17 protein-coding genes are annotated in these 19,739 nt (G+C 71.8%); 7 read left to right on the forward strand and 10 right to left on the reverse strand.

Annotation, left to right across the window (positions count from 1 at the left end; genetic code table 11):
* Positions 1–34 precede the first annotated feature (34 nt).
* A complete protein-coding gene (locus tag ABZV77_RS08615) occupies positions 35–334 on the reverse strand; it encodes a WXG100 family type VII secretion target (RefSeq protein WP_063792492.1) in 300 nt (99 codons plus the stop codon).
* A gap of 269 nt (positions 335–603) precedes the next feature.
* Between ABZV77_RS08615 and ABZV77_RS08620 the strand changes: the two genes are divergently transcribed.
* Together ABZV77_RS08620 and ABZV77_RS08625 are read left to right on the forward strand one after the other, a co-directional pair.
* Positions 604–5,340: an FtsK/SpoIIIE domain-containing protein gene (locus ABZV77_RS08620; protein ID WP_356252013.1), complete on the forward strand. Its 4,737-nt coding sequence runs from the start codon at positions 604–606 to the stop codon at positions 5,338–5,340.
* 39 nt (positions 5,341–5,379) lie between these two features.
* The gene (locus tag ABZV77_RS08625; protein ID WP_356252016.1) at positions 5,380–6,048 is read left to right on the forward strand and encodes a hypothetical protein; all 669 of its coding nucleotides are present in this window, start codon (positions 5,380–5,382) and stop codon (positions 6,046–6,048) included.
* On the opposite strand, the gene ABZV77_RS08630 is transcribed toward ABZV77_RS08625, so the two are convergent.
* On the reverse strand, positions 6,020–7,726 hold the full coding sequence (locus ABZV77_RS08630) for a serine/threonine-protein kinase (protein ID WP_356252019.1): 1,707 nt from the start codon (positions 7,724–7,726) through the stop codon (positions 6,020–6,022). The two genes, ABZV77_RS08625 and ABZV77_RS08630, sit on opposite strands and share 29 nt — an antisense overlap.
* Positions 7,727–7,896: 170 nt before the next feature.
* On the opposite strand from ABZV77_RS08630, the gene ABZV77_RS08635 reads away from it, so the two are divergent.
* Positions 7,897–8,916, forward strand: a complete 1,020-nt coding sequence (locus ABZV77_RS08635; RefSeq protein WP_356252022.1) for an alpha/beta fold hydrolase — start codon at positions 7,897–7,899, stop codon at positions 8,914–8,916.
* Between the two features lie 10 nt (positions 8,917–8,926).
* Here the strand turns inward: ABZV77_RS08635 and ABZV77_RS08640 are convergent, their stop codons facing one another.
* On the reverse strand, positions 8,927–9,763 hold the full coding sequence (locus ABZV77_RS08640; RefSeq protein ID WP_356252417.1) for a menaquinone biosynthesis protein: 837 nt from the start codon (positions 9,761–9,763) through the stop codon (positions 8,927–8,929).
* A 354-nt stretch (positions 9,764–10,117) separates the two neighbouring features.
* Here ABZV77_RS08640 and ABZV77_RS08645 point away from each other — a divergent pair, with 354 nt between their 5' ends.
* On the forward strand, positions 10,118–10,321 hold the full coding sequence (locus tag ABZV77_RS08645; protein WP_006138897.1) for a cold-shock protein: 204 nt from the start codon (positions 10,118–10,120) through the stop codon (positions 10,319–10,321).
* 162 nt (positions 10,322–10,483) lie between these two features.
* Here ABZV77_RS08645 and ABZV77_RS08650 read toward each other — a convergent pair whose 3' ends face one another.
* The 6 genes from ABZV77_RS08650 to ABZV77_RS08675 are packed head-to-tail and all read right to left on the reverse strand — an operon-like array spanning position 10,484 to position 16,891.
* On the reverse strand, positions 10,484–11,320 hold the full coding sequence (locus tag ABZV77_RS08650; protein WP_356252025.1) for an ATP-binding cassette domain-containing protein: 837 nt from the start codon (positions 11,318–11,320) through the stop codon (positions 10,484–10,486).
* Positions 11,317–12,270 (reverse strand): ABC transporter ATP-binding protein, encoded by a 954-nt coding sequence (locus tag ABZV77_RS08655; RefSeq protein ID WP_356252028.1) that lies wholly within the window; start codon positions 12,268–12,270, stop codon positions 11,317–11,319. Before ABZV77_RS08655 ends, ABZV77_RS08650 begins: the two co-directional genes overlap by 4 nt.
* A 3-nt stretch (positions 12,271–12,273) precedes the next feature.
* The gene (locus ABZV77_RS08660; protein ID WP_356252420.1) at positions 12,274–13,089 is read right to left on the reverse strand and encodes an ABC transporter permease; all 816 of its coding nucleotides are present in this window, start codon (positions 13,087–13,089) and stop codon (positions 12,274–12,276) included.
* 29 nt (positions 13,090–13,118) lie between these two features.
* A complete protein-coding gene (locus tag ABZV77_RS08665; protein WP_356252031.1) occupies positions 13,119–14,075 on the reverse strand; it encodes an ABC transporter permease in 957 nt (318 codons plus the stop codon).
* Between the two features lie 9 nt (positions 14,076–14,084).
* Positions 14,085–15,734, reverse strand: a complete 1,650-nt coding sequence (locus ABZV77_RS08670) for an ABC transporter substrate-binding protein (protein WP_356252034.1) — start codon at positions 15,732–15,734, stop codon at positions 14,085–14,087.
* Entirely contained in the window at positions 15,731–16,891 is a 1,161-nt protein-coding gene (locus tag ABZV77_RS08675) for a C45 family peptidase (protein ID WP_356252037.1), read from the reverse strand. Before ABZV77_RS08675 ends, ABZV77_RS08670 begins: the two co-directional genes overlap by 4 nt.
* A gap of 107 nt (positions 16,892–16,998) precedes the next feature.
* Here ABZV77_RS08675 and ABZV77_RS08680 point away from each other — a divergent pair, with 107 nt between their 5' ends.
* A complete protein-coding gene (locus ABZV77_RS08680; protein WP_356252040.1) occupies positions 16,999–17,895 on the forward strand; it encodes a MurR/RpiR family transcriptional regulator in 897 nt (298 codons plus the stop codon).
* Positions 17,896–18,002: 107 nt separating this feature from the next.
* On the opposite strand, the gene ABZV77_RS08685 is transcribed toward ABZV77_RS08680, so the two are convergent.
* Positions 18,003–18,563, reverse strand: coding sequence for an XRE family transcriptional regulator (locus ABZV77_RS08685; RefSeq protein ID WP_356252043.1), 561 nt, complete (start codon positions 18,561–18,563; stop codon positions 18,003–18,005).
* Between the two features lie 95 nt (positions 18,564–18,658).
* Between ABZV77_RS08685 and ABZV77_RS08690 the strand changes: the two genes are divergently transcribed.
* Positions 18,659–19,423 (forward strand): AzlC family ABC transporter permease, encoded by a 765-nt coding sequence (locus ABZV77_RS08690; RefSeq protein ID WP_356252046.1) that lies wholly within the window; start codon positions 18,659–18,661, stop codon positions 19,421–19,423.
* Positions 19,420–19,734, forward strand: coding sequence for an AzlD domain-containing protein (locus ABZV77_RS08695; protein ID WP_356252049.1), 315 nt, complete (start codon positions 19,420–19,422; stop codon positions 19,732–19,734). The genes ABZV77_RS08690 and ABZV77_RS08695 overlap by 4 nt, the downstream gene beginning before the upstream one ends.
* Positions 19,735–19,739 lie beyond the last annotated feature (5 nt).

A 19,739-nucleotide genomic window follows, 5' to 3' on the forward strand; every position in this document is an offset into this window, starting at 1 on the left:
CGCCACCCCCGCCCTCGAAGAGGCCACGCCGTGGCTACTTCTTCGCGGCCCGGCCCAGCTCGTCGTCGATCTGCTCGTACTTGTCGGCAGCGTTCGTCAGGTAGTCGCCCATGCCGTCCAGACCGTCGATGGTCTTCTTGGCGCCCTCGACGAACTCGTCGAAGTTCTCGTCGAACGCCTTGGAGGCGCTCTTGGTGACGAAGCCCGTCTCGACGAGGTTCTTGATGTACTTCTTCAGCCCGTCGAGCTTCTCGTTGAGCTTGTCCTTCTCCTTGACCACGTGCTTGGCCGCGTCACGCATGTCCTGATATGTGACATCAAGGTCCTTGGCCATGAGGCTCTCTCCCAATCAACTCGCCGCAGGGCCAACCCCCGTGGCTCCCGTAACGCGGATGGTGTGATCTTCCGCTCTTGCGCCAGCAGCTTACGGGTGGGGCGGATGGGATCACAGCCCGGTTCAGTCACAGCTCTGCTATGAGCGAGTGCGAACTGGTGCGAAGGGATACGTGCGGTTTCGGGATGAGCCCGTGTGCAGGCCGTTGCCTGTGGGAAGGGTGGAGCGGATATCGTCAGGCGCATTGTTCAGCTCCGGGGAGGACGATCGTGCGCCTGACTCTGACCGTCGTCGATCCGTTCGGCGGGGGCACCGCCGACGTGGTTCTCGACGCCGATCCCGAGTCCACCGTGCAGGACATCGCGGTGGAACTGGCCCGGCAGGTCGGCCACAGCGGCGCGCAGGTCATCCCGATCGGGCACGGGCAGCAGGCCCCGGGCGGCGGCGCGCCGATGATCTATGTCGACGGGTACGCCGTCGACCCCTCCGCCACCGTCGTCACCTCGCCGCTACGCGAGGGCGCCATCATCAGCCTCAACGATCCTGCGGGCTGTCTGCCGGGGGAGCCCTCCGGCCTCGTCGAGCTGCGCGTCGCGAGCGGGGCCGCGGCCGGTTCCGTGCACCGGCTCGGCATCGGCCGGTACGACATCGGCAGCGGGCCCGCCGCGTACATCCGCATCGACGATCCGGAGATGGCCGGGCGCGCGCTCACGTTGTCAGTTGCAACGGACGGCACCTGCCAAGCCACCCTGCACGGGGACGAAAAGGACAAGGAGGGTGTGACCCTCGACGGTGCGCCCTTCGGCGAGGAGAAGGACGAGGGCGACCCGATCGAGGCCGCCCCGCCCGAGGGCGAGTCCAAGAAGGACAGGAAGGCGCGCGAGAAGCGGGAGCGGCAGGAGAAGAAGGACCGGAAGGAGGCGCGGGCCAAGCGGGCGAAGGGGCGGCAGGACACCGTCGTATGGCCGCTCGGCGCGCAGATCGCCCTCGGCAACACCCTTCTCGAACTGGTCAGATACACGCCCCCGAACGCCGCCCTCAAGTGGTCGGAGGACGGTGCCGGGCTCGACTACAACCGGCCCCCGCGGCTGCGTCCGCCCGAGCGGCAGACCAGCTTCCGGCTGCCCAGCCCGCCCCGCGAGTTCGAGGCGCGCCCGCTGCCGTGGCTGATGGCGCTGTTCCCGCTGGTCGGTGCCGTGGTCGCCGCGATGATCTTCAATCGCTGGTACTACCTGATCATGGCGGGACTGAGTCCCATCATGCTGTTCGGCAACTACTTCATGGACAAGAAGCACGGGCGCAAGTCCCATGCGAAGCAGGTCAAGGAGTACAAGGAGACCAAGGCGCGGATCGAGAAGGACGCGCAGGACGCCCTGGTGGCCGAGCGGCTCGACCGGCGCAACGCCGTGCCCGACCCCGCCAGCGTCCTCGCCCTGAGCACCGGGCCCCGTACGCGGCTGTGGGAGCGGCGGCGGACCGACGGCGACCATCTGCTGCTCCGGTTCGGCACCGGGCAGTTGCCCTCCGAGGTCGTCCTCGACGACCCGGAGAAGGACGAGCACCGGCGCCAGGTGACGTGGAAGATCGAGGACGCGCCCGTCGCCCTGCCGCTGAAGGGTCTCGGCGTCATCGGCATCGCGGGGCCCGACGACTCCGCGACCGCGCTCGGGCGCTGGGCCGTGGCGCAGACCGCGACGCTGCACAGCCCGATGGACGTGCAGTTCTACGTGCTGACCGAGGCCACGTCGAAGGAGAGCTGGGACTGGGTGCGGTGGCTGCCGCACGCCCGGCCCTCGGGCGGTCAGGACATCAACGTACTCATCGGGACCGACGCCGAGACCGTCGGTGCCCGCATCGGTGAGCTGACCCAGATCCTCGACGCGCGCGTGAAGGCCGCGGAGGACAACAAGAGCCAGGGCGCGAACTTCTCCGACCCGGACATCGTCGTGGTGTGGGACGGGTCGCGGCGGCTGCGGTCGCTGCCCGGCGTGGTGCGGCTGCTGCGCGAGGGTCCCGCGGTACACATGTACGCGCTCTGCCTCGACACCGAAGAACGGTTTCTGCCCGGCGAGTGCCAGGCCTTCGTCGTCGCCGAGCCGAAGGCGGTCCCCCACGCGTACGCGGGCGGTCCTGTCCCTCAGGGCGTGCCGAACGCGCCCGCACAGCCCCAGCACGCCCCCGGCGGCTTCCCGTCCTTCCAGGCCTGGCACACCACCGCGCCCGACTCCCAGCAGTCCAGCGCACCCCGTGAGCTGCGGCTGCGCGTCGAGATGAGCGGTGCCGAGCGGCTGCGCGACGTACGGCCCGACTTCGTGACGCCCTCCTGGTGCCTGCGCCTCGCGCGGTCCGTGTCGCCGCTGCGCGACATCAGCGGCGAGACCGAGGACTCCGCGCTGCCCGGGTCGAGCCGGTTGCTCGACGTGCTGCAGCTGGAGCCGCCGACGTCCGGTGCGATCACCGCCAGGTGGCAGGCGGGCGGGCAGTCGACGATGGCCGTCATCGGTGAGTCGTACGACGGTCCTTTCGGCATCGACATGCGCAAGGACGGCCCGCACGGCCTGATCGCCGGTACCACCGGTTCCGGTAAGTCCGAGCTGCTGCAGACCATCGTGGCCGCGCTCGCCGTGGCCAATACGCCCGAGAACATGACCTTCGTCCTCGTCGACTACAAGGGTGGGTCGGCCTTCAAGGACTGTGTGAAGCTGCCGCACACCGTCGGCATGGTCACCGACCTCGACGCGCACCTCGTCGAGCGCGCCCTGGAGTCGCTCGGCGCCGAGCTGAAGCGGCGCGAGCACATCCTCGCCGACGCCGACGCCAAGGACATCGAGGACTACCAGGACCTCGTGCGGCGCGACCCGTCGCACGCGCCCGTGCCGCGACTCCTCATCGTCATCGACGAGTTCGCCTCGATGGTGCGTGACCTGCCCGACTTCGTGACGGGCCTGGTCAACATCGCCCAGCGTGGCCGTTCGCTCGGCATCCACCTGCTGCTCGCCACCCAGCGGCCCTCCGGTGTCGTGTCGCCCGAGATCCGCGCCAACACCAACCTCCGCATCGCGCTGCGCGTGACGGACGGCGCCGAGTCCAGCGACGTCATCGACTCCCCCGAGGCCGGGCACATCTCCAAGAACACCCCGGGCCGGGCGTACGTGCGTCTCGGGCACGCCTCCCTCGTGCCCTTCCAGTCGGGACGCGTCGGTGGCCGCCGCCCCGGCGCCGCCGACCCGGCGCTGCTCGCGCCCTGGGTCGACGCCCTGGACTGGGCGGCCCTCGGCCGCGCCTCGCTGGTGAAGCCGAAGGCCCAGGCCCGCGAGGAGGAGGAGATCACGGACCTGAAGGTCCTGGTCGACGAGGTCATCGAGGCCAACAGGTCCCTCGGCATCCCCGCCCAGCACAGCCCCTGGCTGCCCGCGCTCGGCGAGACGCTGCTGCTCGACGAGATCCCGGCCCCGGCGCCCCGCACGGCCCCCGGCGCGCTCACGCCCGCCGCGTTCGGCGTCGAGGACCTGCCCGCCGACCAGGCGCGCCGCCCCGTCGTCGTGGACTTCGCGCACTTCGGCCACCTGATGATCGGCGGCGCCCCGCGCTCCGGCCGCTCGCAGGTGCTGCGGACCCTCGCGGGCTCCCTCGCCCGCACCCACTCCAGCGCCGACGTGCACCTCTACGGCATCGACTGCGGCAACGGCGCGCTCAACGCGCTGACCCGGCTGCCGCACTGCGGCGCCGTCGTCGGCCGCAACCAGACCGAGCGCGTGGTGCGCCTCATCAACCGCCTCAAGGGCGAACTCACGCGCCGCCAGGACCTCCTGGCCGACAAGGGGTACGCGGACATCGGCGAGCAGCGCGCCGACGCCACCGAGGACGAGCGGCTGCCGCACCTGGTCGTGCTCCTTGACCGGTGGGAGGGCTGGCTGCCCACCCTCGGCGAGGTCGACCACGGCGCGCTGACCGACGAGATCACGACGATCATGCGTGAGGGCGCCAGCGTCGGCCTCCACATGGTGATGACGGGCGACCGCCAGATCCTGGTCGGCCGCATCTCCTCCCTCACCGAGGACAAGTACGGCCTGCGCCTCGCCGACCGCTCCGACTTCTCGATGCTCGGCATCCCGGCCCGCAAGGTCCCCGAGGAGATCGCGCCGGGCCGCGCCTTCAGGAACGAGAGCGGCACGGAGACGCAGTTCGCGCTGCTCTCCGAGGACTCCACGGGCCAGGGGCAGGCCGCGGCGATCGCCGCGATCGGCGAGCAGGCCGCGGCCCGCGACGCCGATGTGCCGCGCCACCGCCGCCCGTTCCGCGTCGACACGCTGCCCAGCCGCATCTCCTTCGAGGAGGCCTGGGAGCTGCGCGACCCGGACGCCTCGCGCTCCAAGCTGTGGGCGCTGGTGGGCATCGGCGGCGACGAGGTCATGGGCCACGGCCCCGACCTGGCGGAGGGCGTACCGGCCTTCGTCATCGCGGGCCCGGCCAAGTCGGGCCGCTCGACGGTCCTGATGAACATGGCGCGTTCGTTCCGGACCCAGGGTGTACGTCTCGTCGTCGCCGCCCCGCGCCAGTCGCCGCTGCGTGCGCTCGAAGGCACCGAGGGCGTGCTGAAGGTGTACACCGAGGACGACATCGACGAGGACGAGTTCGAGGAGCTCATCGACGAGGCGGAGGCGTCTCCGGAGAACCCGGTCGTCGTCCTCATCGACGACGCCGAGATCCTTGAGGACGCGGACGCAGCGAGCCAGTTCAAGCGGATCATCCAGCGCGGCGCCGACCTGGGCCTCGCCCTGGTCCTCGCCGGTGACGAGGAGGACGTCTGCAGCGGCTTCTCGGGCTGGCAGGTCGACGCGAAGAAGGGGCGCCGCGGCATTCTGCTGTCGCCGCAGGACAGTTCGAGCGGCGACCTCATCGGGCTCAGGATCTCGCGCAGCATGGTCGGCGGCCCGGTCGCGCCGGGCAAGGGCATGCTGCACCTCGGCAACGGCGAGATCGCCACGCTGACGACTCCGTTGTAGTCGGCTGTAGTCGGCGACTCGGTGAAAGGGCGGACGGCCGTGGGGAGTTCGAGGAGTTCGGCGAAGAAGGCGCGGCGGCGCGCGGCGGGGCCCGCGCTGCGGTACGACCACGCGCCGGGGGCGCGGACCTCCGGCGGGTCGGGCAAGCGGGGTGGCAAGGGCGAGCGGGGTGCCACGGGCAAGCGGGGCCTCCGGGCGCGGCTGCGTTCCTTCGGCTTCGGCTTCGCCGTGTTCGCCGGTGTGGCCGTTGCGGGCACGGCGCTCGTCCTCGGCCCCGTCCGCTGGGCCGGGGAGATGTGGCACGACCTCGCGCCGGACTGGCCCGGCGGGGGCTACGGCTTCGCGGTCACGGCAGGGCTCCTCCTCCCCGTGGCGGGTGCACTCACGATCACACCGCTCTTGCGGACCGACTGGCGCAAGGAGAAGCTGCGTTCGTCGCTGTGGGCGGTCGTCGCGCTGCCGGGGGCGGCCGCGGCGCTCATGCTCATCGCCATCGCGATGGAGACGATCCGGCCGAAGCGCAGCCATCGGAACGGCACGTGCTCCGCGGCAGGCGAATACTGCTGGATCAGCAGTCACTACCCGTACGTCTGGGCGGTGGGCCTCGCAGCAGCCGTCCTGGGCGCAGTGGCCGTCATCGGCTCGTACGACCTCTGCGCCAAGAAGCGGAAGCGCAGCCTCACTCCACCCGCGTCAGCCGCGCCCTAGGGTCGCCCGCGTCGGGGTCGTCCGACGTGTACGCGAGGGTCCTGCCCGCCGCGTCCAGGCGCAGCCGGACCGTGTGGGACGTCTGCGCGCACTGGCCGCCGTTGCCCTCGGCACCCTTGCCCTCCGCCACGACCTCCTTCTTCGAGGCCGACTTGAGGGTCAGGACGTCCGTGCACGTGTTGCCGATCGGGTCGCGCTGCAGGACCGTGCCGAGCCGGTCCCCCGGCTTCGCCTGGCGCAGGGTGACGGTGAACGTGCCGAGGGGAATCGTGCCGTTGCTCGCGTCGGCCTTGCCGCGCCACTCGCCGAGGTAGGCCGCGGGGACCCGGCCCTCGTCGGCGGAGTCGCCCGGGGTGCTGGGCGCGCCGCTCGACGCCGGTGGCTCCGCGCCCTGGTCGCCCGCCGACTGCTCGTCGTCCGGCAGCATCCCGAAGACGAACACCGAGCCGATGGTGACGGCGGCCAGTGCCCCGGCCACGGCGAGCGCGACGGAGCAACTCACCTTGCGGCCGCGCCCGTTCGGACCCTCGGGCACGGAGGTCGCGGCCACGGAGACGGAGAACTTGCCGGGCGGCCGGGTGTCCGCCCGTGCTGCGGAGCGGGGTTCCGGCACCGGAGGCTCCGAGGACGCAGGGGGAGCAGGGGGAGCAGGGGGCGCGTCGGCGCAGGCGGGAGAGGAGGCGTACGAAGGGTCGGGCGGCCCGAAGGACCCCTCCACGGAAGGGGTGTTGAACGCCACGGGCCCGGAAGGCGCATTCACGGACACCGCCCCCGCGCCCGCCCCCGTGTCCAGATCCAGCAGCCGCACCGCGCTCCGGCTCACCCGCTCCACCACGGGCCCCGGCAGCCAGCCCGCCGCCACCAGCGCCGACGCGCCGTCGGGGGCGAGGCGCCGGGCCAGCTCCTCGGGGGTGGGGCGCGCGGACGCCTCCTTGGCCAGACAGGCGGCGGCGAGGTCGTGCAAGTCGCCGCTCAGCGCGCGGAGTTCGGGCTCCTCGTGGACGACCTTGTAGAGCAGTGCCGCCGACGAGTCCCCGGGGAAGGGTGACTGCCCCGTCGCCCCGTACACCAGGACCGCCCCGAGCGAGAAGACGTCCGCCGCGCCCGTCACGCCCTTGCCGAGGATCTGCTCGGGCGACATATAGCCGGGCGAGCCGATGGAGACGCCGGTGGAGGTGAGCGAGGCCGTGCCGTCGGTGGCCCGCGCGATGCCGAAGTCGATCAGGCGCGGCCCGTCGAGCGTGAGCAGGACGTTCGACGGCTTCACGTCGCGGTGGACGAGCCCCAGCCCGTGCACGTGCGCCAGCGCCTCGGCGAGGCCCGCACCCAGGACGCGTACGGAGTGCTCGGGCAGCGGCCCGCCCTCCCGTACCGCCTCGGTGAGCGAGGGTCCGGCCGCGTACCCCGTGGCGACCCACGGGACGGACGCCTCCGGGTCCGCGTCCAGGACGGGCGCCGTCCAGTCGCCGCCGACCCGCCGGGCCGCGTCGACCTCACGGCGGAAGCGGGCCCGGAACTCCTCGTCGAGTGCGAAGTGCGGGTGCACGACCTTGACCGCGACGGTGCGGCCGCCCGCGCTGCGGCCCAGGTAGACCCGGCCCATGCCGCCGGAGCCGAGCCGGCCGAGCAGCCGGTAGGGACCGATCACGGTGGGTTCGTCGGCTTCGAGCGGATGCATGACCTTGGCCTCCCCCAGGCGCGGCGCCGGACACCTCACGCGACTCAGCACTCCGGATCAGCGTAGTGCGCGAGCCGTCGAGGGAACGCCCCTGCCCACTTCCCCCTCTACATGTGAGTAATGACCGCTTTGGGCTCTATCGGCCCTTTCAGCCCCGCTCCGAGGTCCCCATGAACCGTCGCCGCCCCTCCCCCACCGCACTCGCCGCGACCGCCGCGGCCCTGGCCTCGGCGCTGCTCCTGTCGGCCTGCTCCTCCGACAAGGGCGAACCGGTGAGCTTCGACAATCCGAAGCCTCCGGGCGCCACCGGACAGGCGAAGGGCGCGGCGGCGGAGAAGACGCTTCTGCCCACCGGACCCAAGTCGGCCTTCACCACCGAGAGCACCCTGGACGACGGCACGAAGATCGGTGTCACGACACTGAAGGGAAAGAAGTCCGGATTCACCGGCAAGGTATGGGTCTGGGCGCCGAAGCAGTACTTCGACCCGAAGTACGCCGACAGCGGCTTCCCCGTACTGATAGCCCTGCCCGGCGGCAACGGCTATCCCAACAATTATTGGATGGGGACCGACCTCAAGCTGGAGAGCAGCATCGCCCGATGGTCGCGGGAAGGGAAGAGCCTCCCGTTCATCGTGGTGATGCCCGTACTCAATCCGGACGCAAAGAACTATTACGACGGCAGCGATATTCCGGGGCAACCCAAAATGGGCACGTGGATGACGGACGACGTCCCCGATTTCGTCCGGGCGAATTTCCGGACCTTCAAGTCCCGTGACGGCTGGGCCTTCATGGGTTCCTCGTCCGGCGGCTTCGTGGGCCTGAAGTCCGTCCTGAAGCATCCGGACAGGTTCAGGGCCGTGATCGCGAGCGGCCCGGACACCGTCCCCGACTCCCCGCTCTGGGCGGGCCACGAGAAGGAGCGCCGGGCCAACGACCCGGAGCGTCTTGCCCGGCACCTCGCCGACCGCGGGGGCCCGGAGGTCGACCTCGCCTTCCAGATCGGCACGCAGGAGTCGGGGCAGGCGAACCTGCGGAAGTTCATCAAGGCGTACGGGAAGGGGCCCGTGAAGACGCGGCTCAACGTCATCCAGGGCGGCGGCCACAACGCACGTACCTACGTCCCCGCCATGGCCGAAGGCTCCATCCAGTGGATCAGCAAGCACATGCAGGCGCCGGTCCCGCACGCCTGACCGCGCGGGGTCAGGACTCCAGGAGCTCCACCCGCACGTCCGCCGGGAAGCCCGTCGTCGGGCCGACCCGGCGGGCGAACTCGGTCACGCCCGCGAGCTGCTCGCCGCCGAAGCGGAAGTCGAGCGTCGTGAAGTACCGCTCCAGGACGCCCGCGTCGAAGGACTCCCAGCGTGCGGCCTGCTCCGCGACCTTGCCGACCTCCTCGAGGGAGAGGTCGCGGGAGGAGAGGAACGCCTTGTGCACCTCGCGCACGACGGCCGGTTCCCGCGCCGCGTAGTCGCGCCGGGCGGCCCAGACGGCGAAGACGAACGGCAGGCCCGTCCACTCCTTCCACATCTCCCCGAGGTCGTAGACGTCGAGGCCGAGCCGCGGCCCGTCGATGAGGTTGGCGCGGAGCGCCGCGTCACCGATGAGGACGGCGGCGTCCGCCTCCTGCATCATCAGCCCCAGGTCGGGCGGGCAGGAGTAGTAGTCGGGCCGCACGCCGTGCCGCTCGGCGAGCAGCAGCTGCGCGAGCCGCACAGAGGTACGGGAGGTCGAGCCGAGCGCCACCCGGGCGCCGTCGAGCCGGTCGAGCGGCACCTGCGAGACGATCACGCACGACATGACGGGCCCGTCGCAGCCGACCGCGAGGTCGGGGAAGGCGACGAGGTCGTCGGCGTTCTTCAGGAACTCGACGAGGGTGACGGGCGCAATGTCCAGTTCGCCCCTGACCAACTGCTCGCTGAGCTTCTCGGGGGTGTCCTTGGTCAGCTCGAAGTCGAGGAGGGTCCCGGTCCGTGCGAGCCCCCAGTACAGGGGCAGGCAGTTCAGGAACTGGATGTGACCGACGCGCGGCCGGGGAATGCGACGGGAGTCGTGCGGCTGTTCGGCGCCTGCCCCCGCGAAGGCGTTCAGGGGAGAATTGTCCACATCGGGGAGGCTAGCCCCCTTGCGGTACGGTGCGGGCGCCGGGGCCCGGACACGCCTCGTCAACCCCACTGGGGGCCTCGTCAAACCTCCGGGTGACGTGATCTTGCCCCCTATTGCATTCCCAAGCCTGCGTGCTAAGCTCGCCGCAAGTTGCAGTTTGGTTTCCCTTGCAGTACAGAGCCTGCGGAGCATGTAACTCCGTGGGCTCTCGTCGTTTTCAGACTTATGCAGTTGTTTAAACAATCGCTGGTTCTGGAGCAGGGCAACCCTTTGGCCCAAGGAGGGCTTATGGCTACCGGAACCGTGAAGTGGTTCAACGCTGAAAAGGGCTTTGGCTTCATCGCCCAGGAAGGCGGCGGCCCGGACGTCTTCGTCCACTACTCCGCGATCAACGCGAACGGCTTCCGCTCCCTCGAGGAGAACCAGGCCGTTTCCTTCGACGTGACGCAGGGTCCGAAGGGCCCGCAGGCGGAGAACGTCACCCCGATGTAATCGGGCGCCTCACGCAAGTGGGGCGTGTGGTTGCTCCGGTGACCAGATCCGGAGATTGAGAGCAGTACCCAAGGAGCCCTGCTCCTCCGTGCAAGCGGAGGAAGCGGGGCTCCTGCCTTTTTCTGCCTTTTTCTGCCTTTTTCGGGACTTCCGGCACAGGCCCTAGAGGGCGGCCCTCGCCCGGACCGCTGCCGCCGGGTCCCAGCCCTCGCCGGGGACGGACGCGAGCAGGAGCTTGGTGTACGGGTCCTCGGGGGCGCTCAGGACCCCGTCGGTGGGGCCCTGCTCCACGACCCGGCCGTGCCGCATCACCAGGACCTCGTCCGTGACGTGCTGGACCACGGCCAGGTCGTGGCTGACGAAGACCAGGGCCACGCCCGTGTCCCGCCTGATCTCGTCGAGCAGCCGCAGGATCTGCGCCTGGATGGAGACGTCCAGTGCGGCGACCGCCTCGTCCAGGACGAGGACCTGCGGGTCCACGGCGAGCGACCTCGCGATGGCGAGGCGCTGGCGCTGGCCGCCGCTGAGTTCCCTGGGGCGGGCGCCCGCCTCCCGGGCCCCGAGGCCCACTTGGTCCAGGAGGGCCTCCGCCAGGCCCTCCTCCCGGCCGTGCAGGCGCAGGGCCGTCCTTACGCACTGGTCGGCCGTGAGTCGCGGGTCCAGGGAGATGTAGGGGTCCTGGAAGACCATCTGGATCTCGCGGGCGCGGGCCAGCCTCGCGGACTTCCCCCGTGGGGTGCGCGGGGTGCGCGGCTCGCCCGCGATGCGGATCGTGCCCCGGTCCGGGCGGACCAGGCCCACGAGCATCCGGGCCACCGTCGTCTTGCCCGATCCCGACTCGCCGACTATCCCCAGGGCGCCGCCCCGGGGGACGGCGAAGCTCACGTCCGCCGCCGCGTGGTGGTGGCCGCCGCCCGGCAGGGGGTAGGTCTTGGTGAGGCCGTCCGCCCTCAACAGGTCCGGCGTCAGCGGGTCCTTCGTCAGCAGGTCCGTCTTCATCCTTGGTGCACCTCGTCCACAGCAGTGGCGGCACGGCAGGTCGCCGAGCCGCCGTCGGCCAGCGCCCGTGGTTGCGGGAGCCACGTCTCGCACGCCTCCTCCGCCTCCCCGCACCGCGCCACGAACGGGCAGCCCGTGAACGTGTCCGTCAGGGACGGGGGGCGGCCCGGGATGGGGCGGAGGGGGCCGGACTCGCCCAGCGTCGGGGAGCAGGCGAGCAGGCCCTTCGTGTAGGGGTGCGCGGGGGATGCGAACAGGGCGTCCGCCGCGCGTTCCTCGACCACCCGGCCCGCGTACATCACGTACACGCGGTCGCAGTACGCCGCCGCCAGGTGCAGGTCGTGGGTGATGAGGAGCAGGCCCAGGTCGCGGGTGGCGCGCAGGGTGCGCAGGAGGGCGAGGATCTCCGCCTGCGTGGTCACGTCCAGGGCGCTGGTCGCCTCGTCGGCCAGGAGGAGCCGCGGTTCGGCGGCGAGGGCGCCCGCGATGACGACGCGCTGCAGCATGCCGCCGGAGAGTTCGTGCGGACGCTGGCGCAGGCGCTGTTCGGGAGACGTCAGGCCCACCGCTTCGAGGAGTTCCGCCGCGCGGGCCCGGCTCGCGCCCCGCTCGGTGAGGAAGTCACCGATGCGGCGCACGGGGTTGAGGGCGGCCCGCGGGTCCTGGTGGACCATGGCGACGGGGCCTGCCCGGTGGGCGCGGAGCTGCTCGCCGGTGAGCGCGAGGACGTCCGTGTCCGCGAAGCGGACCGAGCCGGATGCGGACGCGCCGGGCGGGAAGAGTCCGATGGCCGCCTTGGCCGTCGTCGACTTGCCGGAGCCCGACTCGCCGACCAGCCCGACGACTTCACCGGGCGCGACGCGCAGGGACACCGAGTCGAGGACCGGGCGCGCGGTCCCGGGGAGTCCGGGGAGGCGGACGGTGAGGTCCGTGATGTCGAGGAGCGTCATGGCTCACTGGCTCCCTAGCCGGTCGGCGGCCCAGACCCCGACCACGTTGAAGGACACGACGACGAGCGCGATGGCGGTGCCCGGCACCATGGCGGGCAGCAGCGCGCCCTGGACCACGGCGGCCTGCCCCTCCTGCACCATCAGGCCCCAGTCGGAGGACGGGGGTTGGGCTCCGAAGCCCAGGTAGGAGAGGGTCGCCAGGGACATCAGCGCCTCGCCGAAGAGGACCACGAGGTAGCCGAGGACGGCGCGGGCCAGGTTCGGGACGACGTGGGCGGCGCAGATGCGGGCGCCGCCCATGCCGAGGACCCGGTAGGCGTCGACGTACGGCTTGCGGGCCTCCGAAAGGGCCAGGGAGCGCGTGTACTTGGCGATGGTGGGGGTGAAGGCCAGGCCGAGGGCGAGCACCGACGTCGTCATGCCCGCGCCGAAGACCGCGATGATCAGGACGGTGAACAGCAGGCCGGGGAAGGCGTACATCACGTCGGTCAGGCGGGAGACCACGGCGTCCACCCAGCCGCCGCGCCAGGCGGCGAGGACGCCGAGGAAGACGCCGAGCACGGAGGCCACGGCGAGCAGCAGGACCGGTGCGATCAGGCTCGTCCGGGCCCCGTACAGGGCGCGCGAGAGCAGGTCCTGGCCGGAGGAGTCGGTGCCGAGCAGGTGCTCGCCGCCGGTGCCGACCAGGGAGGCGGAGAGGTCGATGGCGTCGGGGGCGTAGGGGGCCAGGAGCGGCGCGAGGACCGCGGCGAGGACCACCAGGGCGAGGAAGGCTCCGGCGACCGTGACGGCGACGGGGCGCCGGGGGCGTACGGGCAGCTGCGGGGCGGGGGCGAGGGCGGGCGTCGTCACGACGTGGCTCCCTTCACTCGGGGGTCCAGGAGCGGGTGCGCCAGGTCCACCAGCGTGGTGACCACGATGTAGCCGGTGACCATGAGGAGGAGGACGGCCTGGGCGACGGGGAAGTCGTGGGTGTTGATGGCGCCGACGAGGAGCGAGCCGATGCCGCTGATGCCGAAGGCGGTCTCGACCACGACCGTGCCCGCGAGCATGCCTGCCATGACGAGGCCGCACATCGTGACGATGGGGCCCAGCGCGTTGCGCAGGACGTGGCGCCGGATGATCTCCCGCTCCGGGACGCCGGAGGCGCGGGCCGCCTCGACGTGGTCGGCGGCGGCCGCGTCGGCCATGGCCTGGCGGGTCACCCGGCTGATGATCGCGAGGGCGCCGAGCGCGAGCGACAGGGCGGGCAGGGTGAGGTGGTGCAGGGTGCCGGTGAATCCCTCGCCGCTGCCGGTGACCGGGAACCAGCCGAGCTGCACGCCGAAGAGCGAGACGAGGGCGATGGCGGCGACGAACGACGGCACGGAGGCGGCGAGCGTGGTGCCGCCGACGACGGCCGAGTCGACCCACGTGGAGCGCTTGACGGCGGCGAGGACGCCCGCGCCGACGCCGAGGACGACGAACAGCACGGTGGCGTACGCGACGAGTTGGAGCGTGGTCGGGAAGCGGGCCGCGACGAGGTCGGAGACCTGGTCGCTGTATTTGAAGGACCGGCCGAGGTCGAGGTGGACGCAGTCCCACAGCCAGCGTCCGTACTGGACGACGAGGGGCTCGTCCAGGTGGTACTGGGCGCGGACGGTGGCGAGCCGTTCCGGTGTGAGCTTGTCGCGGCCGCCCGCGAGGAACACGGCGGGGTCGCCGGGCGCCGCGTACACGGCGGCGAAGATGACGAACGACGCGGCGAACAGGGTGGCGAGCAGCCCCGCGAGGCGGCGGATCAGCCGGGGGACGAAGGAGGTCATGCCGCTCACCTAGCCCTTCTTCGGGCCGAGTTCGGCGGCCCACGGGTAGTAGAGGTAGGACTGCGATGCGGGCGGGCCCGTCATGCGGTCGTTCAGGACGAGCGCGGTCGGCACCTGGGCCAGCGGAATCCACACGGCGGCGTCGACGAACCTGCGCTGCACGTCGACGGCGAGCTTCGCGCGCCGGGTGTCGTCGAGGGTGCCGAGGGCGCGGCGCACGAGCTTGTCGTACGTGGCGTCCTTGAAGCCGACCCAGTTGTTGGGCGAGTCGGAGAGGCCGTTGTCGTAGAAGCCCATGGGGTCGGCCTTGGAGATGTACCAGTCCCCCACCAGGACGTCGATGTCGGCGCGGGCCTGCGGGTCGCTGTAGAACTCCTCGAACTGGGCGGTCGGCACGGTCTTGATCTGTCCCTTGAGGCCGATCCGCTGGAGGGCGGCGCGCACGGCGTTGGCGACGACGGTGCGGCCCTGGGTGCTGTCGGTGCCGATGACGACGGGGTCGGTGGGTGCGCCCGCGGACTTCACCAGGCGCTTGGCCTCGGCGAGGTCGTCGGCGGTGGGCGAGGCGGGGGCGGCGGCGTCCAACTTCTTCTGGGCTGCGGCGAACCGGGGCTTCTCGTAGCCCCACGCCCCGGAGCCGACGGGGGTGGCCCAGGGCTGGACGAGGCCGCCGTAGCCGGACCTGGCGATGCCGGTGCGGTCGATGGCGAGGGAGAGGGCGCGGCGGATCTGCGGGTCCTTCAGTCCGCCGCGTCCGGTCGGGATGAGGGCGAGCGAGGCGGTGGACGGGCCGTAGTACTGGTCGAGGCCCTTGGCGCCGCGCAGGGCGGATGCGGTGTTGGGGGATTCGGCGTACGTCCCGTCGGCGGCGCCCGTCTTCAACGCGTTCACCAGGGCGCTGTCGGAGGCCCAGCGGAAGGTGACCTGCCGGGTGCGCGGCTTCTTGCCCCAGTACCCCGCGTACTCCTCGATGGTGAGGGAGTCGCCGGACTTCCACTTCGTCAGCTCGTACGGTCCCGAGCAGGCGTCGTCCTGGCCCGGGGTGCCGAACTCCTTGCCGGACGCCTGTACTTGCTTCTTGTTCCAGACGATGCCCGCGTCACCGGCGAGGGCCTTGGTGAAGAGGGCGTCGGGGGCCTTGAAGCGGATGGTGATCTCGTGGTCGCCGGTCTTCTTCATCGAGCGGACGTTGCCGAACTCGTCGGCCTGTTCCATGTCGGGGTCCGCGTGGCGCTGCAGGCTCCACAGCACGTCGTCGGCGGTGAGCCGCGAGCCGTCGTGGAAGGTGACGCCGTCGCGGACGGTCAGGACCAGGGTCCTGTCGTCGGGGGTGCGGGCCTTGGTGGCGAGGTGCGGCTCGATGCTCATGTCGGGCCGGAGCCGGTAGAGCCGTTCGCAGACGTTGGTGAGGACGACCCGTCCCGCGCTGGAGCCCTGGGTGTCGAGGTCGAGGGAGTCGGGCTCGTCCTCCAGGAGCCAGTCGGCCTTGTCCTGGGTGCCCTTGGCGGCGGGTGTCGTGGCGGACAGTTTCAGCTTGGCGGCGTCGGCGGGGGCGCCGCCGGTCGTGGCCAGGTCGGCGCCGCTGCAGGAGGCGGTGGCGAGCAGGGCGGTGGCGGCCAGGCCCGCCGCGGCCGCGCGTGCGGTTCTCGACGTGCTCATGAGTGGTCTCCGTACGGGCCGTCGTAGAGGTTCCAGGGCATGTGCTGGTAGTCGCGGTCGCACGGGGTGCCCGCGGTGACGTGGTAGTCGCCGCTGGTCAGGTCCGCGCAGGAGGAGACGAGCGTGGTCCAGTGCTTGACGGCGGGCCGGCGCGGGTCGGGGTGGGTGCACAGCGACTCGGGCAGTCCGAGGTGGTCGGACATCGCCTGCTTGATCAGCTTCAGGGACTCGTCGGGTCCGGTGGCGGCGCGTAGGGCGCGCAGTCCCTGTTCGGCGCGGGGGACGCGGACCAGGGAGTCGGAGGAGAGGGGGCGGTAGTCGGCGGCGAGGGCGGCGGGGATGCCTGCCTGGTAGTGGTTGCCGTGGACGAGGAGGCCGTCGGTGGCGTACATCCAGCCGTGTCCCGCGGGTGTGGTCTCCAGGTCGATCGCGAAGCCTTCGCGGCAGGTCAGCAGGGCGTTGCTGGCGATGTGGGCGCGGGTGCGGCAGAGCACGTCGAGGGCGTCGGTGATGGTGGGCTGGTCGAGGACGCTGCGGCGCACGACGGTCTGCGGCAGGCCGACCTTGTCGTCGAAGCGGCCGCCGAGGCCGTTGGCGTTGAGCGCGATTCCGGCGGAGCTGGCGCCCTGGCGGCCGATCTGGCCGGCCTCGACCTGCATGATCAGGGTGGGTTTCGGGGGCTGTACGACGCGGAGCATGACGACGGTGTCGGCGACGCCCGCGCGCCAGTCCCAGTTCTGGCCCGCGTAGACGTGGCCGTCGCCGCTGGCCTCTCCGTAGGCGGCGAAGGAGGTGCAGCCCTCGGCGGGCTCCTCATCGGCGGGCCCCTCGTCGGATGTCATCTCGGCGAACGACTTGTCGTAGATGACCTCGCCGCGGGCGTTCAGGGCGAGCACGTCGAGCAGGGTCGCCCCGGCTCCGTCGGCGATGCCCTGCATCTCGTCGACGTAGTGGGGGGCGTGGGCGCGGACGGGGTCCAGCCAGCGGGCGGCCCGTGCGGTGACGCGGTCCCAGGTCAGCCCGGCGGACTGGCCGAACGCCTCCTCGTAGTAGCCGAGTGCGGCGCGGAGCTGGGGGCGGACGGCCTCGCCGTACTGACGGCCGCGTTCGACGGGCGTACCGGAGATCTCGATCACGGGGAGCGTGCGGGGTGCCATGGTTCTCCTAGCGACGGAGAGCCTGTAACGTCGATTACAAGAAACTCTCCATTTGGAATGCGTTGCCCAGGAGAGTAACCGCCGTCACACGAGAGTCAATAGCTGTAATGGAAATTTCAGAGGGTGCGGAGCGCGGTGTGGAGCGGCTCCGGTCCGCCGTGCGCGACCAGTGGGAAGCCCTGTCCGCCTCGGAGCGCGCGGTCGCCCAGTACCTGGCGAGCGCGCCGCCCCAGTCCCTGGTCTTCGCCAGCGCGCAGGAGCTCGGCACGGCGAGCGGCACCAGCAACGCCACGGTCGTGCGCGCCCTGCAGCGCCTCGGGTACGCGGGACTGCCCGCGCTCAAAAGGGAGTTGGCGTCGGACTTCACCTCCGCGGTGGCGCCCGAGGTCCGCCTGAAGCAGCGCATCGACCATGTCGGCCGGGACCTCGGCGACATCTGGGACGAGGTGTTCGACGAGGCGCAGGAGCGCATCGAGCACGCCCGCAGGCTCACCCCCGACGACGCGCTGCGCACCGCGGTGGAGGCGCTCGCGGAGGCCACCGAGATCCACTGCTACGGCGTCGCCGCGTCCGAACTCGCCGCCCGGCACCTGACGTTGGCACTGGGCAGGATCGGACGCCGTGCGCGGTACGTCGGCGCCACGGGGTTCGCGCTCGCCGACCATCTGCTCGGGATCCGGCAGGGGGACGCGGTGGTGATCTTCCAGCCGGGGCGGGCGCTGAGCGAGCTGTCCGTGCTGGTCGACCGGGCGCGGGCGGTGGGGGCGCGGGTCGTCCTCGTCACGGATGAACTCGCCGAGTTGTACGGGGGGCGGGTCGATGCGGTACTGACCGCGCCGCACACGCCGACCGGGATCACCACTGAGGCGCTTACCGCACTTGTCGTCGCCGATGCGGTGCTGCTGGCGCTGACCACGCTGGATGAGGCGCGGGCTGTTGACACTTCGCATCAATTGACCGCACTGCGGGAGCAGTTGCTGGCCTCTAGGTCTCGGAAGGGGTGAGCTCGGCCGGTTCGCCTCTGCGGGTGGGTGGGGGCTGGTCGCGCAGTTCCCCGCGCCCCTAAAAGATTGCGCAGTTCCCCGCGCCCCTTGGTCCGCCCTCGTCCCCGTCAGGTGTGTTGCATCACCATGACGAACGTCGTGCCCGGGTCCAGGGCCTGGTACGAGTGCGGCACGTCCCCGCGGTACGACATGTAGTCGCCGACGGACAGCTCCACCGTCTCGCCCTGCGGGCCCGCGAGCAGGCGGCCCGTGCTGATGATCAGGTGCTCCACGGAGCCGGGGATGTGCGGGTCGGACTCGCGGGCCGCGCCCGGCTCCAGCGCGCCGTGGTAGATGTCGCGCCGCACGCCCGTCGGCCCCGGGGAGAGCAGCGTGCCCGCGTAGGAGGAGTTCTCCGCGTGCATGGTCGGGCCCTCGCCCGCGCGGATCACCGTCACGGCGGGGGCGGGCGACTCCACGAGCACGCTGAACGGGACGCCGAGCGCGACGGCCAGCGCCCAGAGCGTCTCGATGCCGGGGTTGCCGGTGGCCGCCTCCAGCTGGGACAGCGTGGACTTCGCGATGCCCGCGCGTTTGGCCAGCTCGGAGAGGGAGAGCCCGGCCCTGGTGCGCTCGCGGCGCAGGGCCGCGGCCACCCACTCGCGCGGCATGCGGGACGCGTCGGTCATCACTGCTTCTCCTAGCCCTCTTCCCCGTTCGTTCGGTACAGGGTACCGATCGTTCGGCTTGACGAACGCGATCCGCTCCGCCCATCCTACGACGCATGCGTTCGCCACACCGAACAGACGATCCGTCCTGCCGAACGGACGAGGGGTCCACGGGCCTCGTCCGCCTCTCCGACCTGCCGCCCGGCGTGCTGCGCGACATCGCACTCGTCTGGCTCGCCGACGCCGTCGTCGGCATCTCCTTCGGCGCCATCGCCGTCGGGGGCGGGCTTCCCGTGTGGGTGCCGGTGCTCATGTCGCTGCTCGTGTACGCGGGCTCCGCCCAGTTCAGCGCGGTCGGCGTGCTCACCGCGGGCGGCGGCCCGGTGGCGGCCGCGGCGACCGGACTGCTGCTCAACTCCCGCACGGCCGCGTTCAGTCTGGCCCTCGCCGACGACCTCGGCAGGTCCTGGACCGCGCGGCTGATCGGCGCGCACCTCGTCACGGACGAGACCGCCGCGTTCGTCCTCGCCCAGCAGGGCCGCAGACAGCGCAGGGCGGCCTTCTGGATATCCGGCACCGGCCTGTTCGCCGCATGGAACCTCAGCGTGCTCGCGGGCGCCCTCGCCGGGTCCGCGATCGGCGACACCGCCCGGTTCGGGCTCGATGCCGCGTTCCCCGCGGTGCTGCTCGCCCTGGTGCTGCCCGCCCTGCGCGCCGACAGTGCGGCACGGCGGGCCTCGGCGGCCGGTGCCGTCATCGCGGTCGTCGCGGCGCCGCTGCTGCCCGCGGGCGTCCCGGTGCTCCTCGCCCTCCTCGGCCTGCTCGCGGCCCGCCGCGGACCCCGCCGCCCCCGCCCCGCCTCTTCGAGGAGCGCCGCATGAACGCCACACTCGCCTGCATCCTCGCGCTGGCCGCGGGAACGTACGTCTTCCGCCTGGCCGGGCCCGTCCTGCACGGCCGCGTCGAACTCCCCGCCCGCGTCCAGGAGATGCTGGCCGTGGGCGCCACCGTCCTGCTCGTCGCGCTGCTCGCCACCGGGGCGCTCACCGAGGGGCAGGGCTTCGCGGGGTGGGCGAGGCCCGCCGGGGTGCTGGCGGGCGGGGTGCTCGCCTGGCGCAGGGCGCCCTTCGCCGTGGTCGTGGTGGGTGCGGCGGCGACCACGGCGCTGCTGCGGCTGGCCGGCGTCCAGTAGCGGCC

It is taken from the genome of Streptomyces sp. NPDC004732 (genome assembly GCF_040609235.1).
Classification (GTDB): domain Bacteria; phylum Actinomycetota; class Actinomycetes; order Streptomycetales; family Streptomycetaceae; genus Streptomyces.

What these genes read in the sequence shown, in the direction of transcription:
- ABZV77_RS08630 (WP_356252019.1), bottom strand. Translation starts at nt 7,726, where the DNA reads ATGCATCCGCTCGAAGCCGACGAACCCACCGTGATCGGTCCCTACCGG.
- ABZV77_RS08645 (WP_006138897.1), top strand. Translation starts at nt 10,118, where the DNA reads ATGGCTACCGGAACCGTGAAGTGGTTCAACGCTGAAAAGGGCTTTGGC.
- ABZV77_RS08650 (WP_356252025.1), bottom strand. Translation starts at nt 11,320, where the DNA reads ATGAAGACGGACCTGCTGACGAAGGACCCGCTGACGCCGGACCTGTTG.
- ABZV77_RS08670 (WP_356252034.1), bottom strand. Translation starts at nt 15,734, where the DNA reads ATGAGCACGTCGAGAACCGCACGCGCGGCCGCGGCGGGCCTGGCCGCC.
- ABZV77_RS08685 (WP_356252043.1), bottom strand. Translation starts at nt 18,563, where the DNA reads ATGACCGACGCGTCCCGCATGCCGCGCGAGTGGGTGGCCGCGGCCCTG.
- ABZV77_RS08675 (WP_356252037.1), bottom strand. Translation starts at nt 16,891, where the DNA reads ATGGCACCCCGCACGCTCCCCGTGATCGAGATCTCCGGTACGCCCGTC.
- ABZV77_RS08665 (WP_356252031.1), bottom strand. Translation starts at nt 14,075, where the DNA reads ATGACCTCCTTCGTCCCCCGGCTGATCCGCCGCCTCGCGGGGCTGCTC.
- ABZV77_RS08690 (WP_356252046.1), top strand. Translation starts at nt 18,659, where the DNA reads ATGCGTTCGCCACACCGAACAGACGATCCGTCCTGCCGAACGGACGAG.
- ABZV77_RS08655 (WP_356252028.1), bottom strand. Translation starts at nt 12,270, where the DNA reads ATGACGCTCCTCGACATCACGGACCTCACCGTCCGCCTCCCCGGACTC.
- ABZV77_RS08615 (WP_063792492.1), bottom strand. Translation starts at nt 334, where the DNA reads ATGGCCAAGGACCTTGATGTCACATATCAGGACATGCGTGACGCGGCC.
- ABZV77_RS08635 (WP_356252022.1), top strand. Translation starts at nt 7,897, where the DNA reads ATGAACCGTCGCCGCCCCTCCCCCACCGCACTCGCCGCGACCGCCGCG.
- ABZV77_RS08680 (WP_356252040.1), top strand. Translation starts at nt 16,999, where the DNA reads ATGGAAATTTCAGAGGGTGCGGAGCGCGGTGTGGAGCGGCTCCGGTCC.
- ABZV77_RS08695 (WP_356252049.1), top strand. Translation starts at nt 19,420, where the DNA reads ATGAACGCCACACTCGCCTGCATCCTCGCGCTGGCCGCGGGAACGTAC.